The organism is Arthrobacter sp. 2YAF22_2 (genome assembly GCF_052114645.1).
Lineage (GTDB): Bacteria > Actinomycetota > Actinomycetes > Actinomycetales > Micrococcaceae > Arthrobacter.
Window position 1 is genome coordinate 1 of record NZ_JBFRFD010000654.1, and the last position, 1,684, is coordinate 1,684.

Sequence of the window (1,684 nt, forward strand, 5' to 3'; positions counted from 1 at the left end):
TCGTGTGGGTGGTGGATGCCCGGGGCGACGTGGCCAAGGCGGCCACCCGGGCGCCGAGGACGCGGGCGGCTTGGTCCGTGAAGGCGCGGGACTGCCGGATCTGATGGAGCAGCCCGCCGTAATCCAGGCACGGCGCCGTCTGGGTCTCAATCTGCTCCAGCTTGAGCTCGAAACTGAAGCTCGACTCTTCGTGAGCCGGTTCCGCCGCGGCGGACTGCTCGACGTCGGGCGCAGGCGCGCCGGACGTCGGGGACGGTTCGACGTCGGGCGCAGGCTTCAACCCGCGCAACAGCGCATCGGCCAGCGCCAACGGAACCCCGGTGGCGGGGTCCACGATCAGGAGCTCCTCCTCGACGCCAAAGGTGCGCATGCACCTATTGTCCTCAGCACCCGTCCCGGCGCGCTACCCCAACCCGAGGCTCAGGCGATTCAGTCTTGGAAATACTCGATCTTCGCGCCGATGGTGTTGAGCCGCTCGGCCAGGTCTTCGTAGCCGCGCTCGATCACGTAGATGTTGCGCAGTTCGGACACGCCCCGCGCGGCCAGCATGGCCAGCAGCAGGCATGCGGCCGGGCGCAGGGCCGGCGGGCAGCCGACTTCCGCCGCCCGCCACTTGGTGGGCCCGTTGACGTAGATCCGGTGCGGGTCCAGGAGCTGGACCTGGGCTCCGAGCTTATTCAGCTCGGTCAGGTAGATGGCCCGGTTCTCATACACCCAGTCGTGAATCATCGTCTGGCCGTGCGCGTTGGCGGCAATAACGGCGAAGAACGGCAGGTTGTCGATGTTCAGGCCGGGGAAGGGCATCGGGTGGATCTTGTCCTCGGGGGCCCGCAGGTCCGAGGGCTTGGTGGTGACGTCCACCAGCCTGGTGCGGCCGTTGCGGGCGACATATTCCGCGGAGACCTCCAGTTGCTGGCCCATCTGCTCGAGCGTGGCCAGTTCGATCTCCATGAACTCAATCGGGACCCGGCGGATCGTGACTTCCGAGTTGGTCACAATCCCGGCGGTGATCAGGCTCATTGCCTCGATCGGGTCCTCGGACGGAAAATACTCGACATCGGCGTCGATGGACGGGCGGCCGACGATTTTCAGCGTCGTGGTGCCCACGCCGTCGATCTGGACGCCCAGCATCTGCAGGTAGAAGCAGAGGTCCTGGACCATGTAATTGGGGCTGGCATTGCGGATAACCGTGCTGCCGCAGCGGTGGGCGGCGGCCATGATCGCGTTCTCGGTCACGGTGTCGCCGCGCTCGCTCAGCACAAAGGTCCGGTCGAGGCCGTCCGACGGCGGGGCCTGGACGCTGTAGAAACCGGACTTCGCCTCGACACTGAGTCCGAACTGCCGGAGCGCCTGCATGTGCGGCTGCACGGTGCGGGTGCCGAGGTCGCAGCCACCCGCGTAGGGCAGCCGGTACTGGCTGGACTCATCGAGCAACGGGCCCAGGAGCATGATGACGCTGCGGGTGCGGCGCGCGGCTTCGACATCCATCGAGTCGAGGTCCAGCACCGCGGGGCGGCGGATCTGCAGGTCGGTCGCGTTGAGCCACGTGCATTCGACGCCGATGCTGGTCAGTACCTCGACGATCCGGTTGACCTCCTCAATCCGTGCCAGCCGCCGCAGGACGGTGGTGCCGCGGTTGATGAGGCTGGCGCACAGCAGGGCGACGCCGGCGTTCTTGCTGCTG

General features: G+C 67.1%; 2 protein-coding genes. Both read right to left on the reverse strand.

The window, feature by feature from the left end:
- Positions 1-370 (reverse strand): glutamate-cysteine ligase family protein (locus tag AB4Y86_RS18350; protein ID WP_441403578.1); only part of this gene is annotated, 370 nt, incomplete at its 3' end.
- A gap of 59 nt (positions 371-429) precedes the next feature.
- A partial coding sequence (locus AB4Y86_RS18355) for a UDP-N-acetylglucosamine 1-carboxyvinyltransferase (RefSeq protein ID WP_441403579.1) occupies positions 430-1,684 on the reverse strand: 1,255 nt, incomplete at its 5' end.